This is a genomic window from Pseudomonas costantinii, assembly GCF_001870435.1.
GTDB classification, from domain to species: Bacteria; Pseudomonadota; Gammaproteobacteria; order Pseudomonadales; family Pseudomonadaceae; genus Aquipseudomonas; species Aquipseudomonas costantinii.
This window is the reverse complement of record NZ_MDDR01000054.1, coordinates 1-779: the sequence shown is the minus strand read 5'-3', so window position 1 is coordinate 779 and position 779 is coordinate 1. Positions and strand designations below refer to the sequence as shown.

The 779-nt window shown below is 56.4% G+C and carries 1 protein-coding gene; it reads right to left on the bottom strand.

Annotation, left to right across the window (positions count from 1 at the left end):
• The coding region (locus tag BFL40_RS27690; protein WP_143088341.1) for an immunoglobulin-like domain-containing protein at window positions 1–779 on the bottom strand (779 nt) is incomplete at both ends.

Genomic DNA, 779 nt, shown 5'->3' with positions numbered 1-779 from the left:
TTCTCGAAGTTACCGCCGTCGGTCTTGGTGATGGTGGTGCTGACGGTCGAACCGTTGTTGTAAACGTCGTTGGCCGGGGTGTGGAACACCGCCGTGCCAGTCAGTTGATCGGCCTTAATGGTGATCGTCTGACCATTCGAAAGGGTCACGGTGACGTCGGTTTGCGCCTTGTTAGTCAAGGTCGCGGTGTAGGTGATGTCACCACCTTCAACCACTGTTTTGTCAGCGGTCAGGGTAACGGTGGTGGTATCGATCGAATCGGTGATGGCAGTTTTAGCCGCATCAGGGTTCGTTACCAGCTTCTCGAAGTTACCGCCTTCAGCCTTCGTAATCGTAGTGCTGACGGTCGAACCGTTGTTGTAGACGTCGTTGGCCGGGGTGTGGAACACCGCCGTGCCGACGGACTCACCGGCTTTGATGGTGATGGTCTGACCATTCGAGAGTGTCACGGTAACCGCAGTTTGCGACGGGTTGGTCAGCGTGGCGGTGTAGGTGATGTCGCCACCTTCAACCACGGTTTTATCCGCGGTCAGGGTAACGGTGGTGGTATCGATCGAATCGGTGATGACAGTTTTAGCCGCATCAGGATTCGTCACCAACTTCTCGAAGTTACCGCCTTCGGTCTTGGTGATGGTGGTGCTGACGGTCGAACCGTTGTTGTAGACGTCGTTAGCCGGGGTGTGGAACACCGCCGTGCCGACGGACTCACCGGCTTTGATGGTGATGGTTTGGCCGTTGCTCAACGTCACGGTTACCGCAGTTTGCGACGGGTTAGTCAG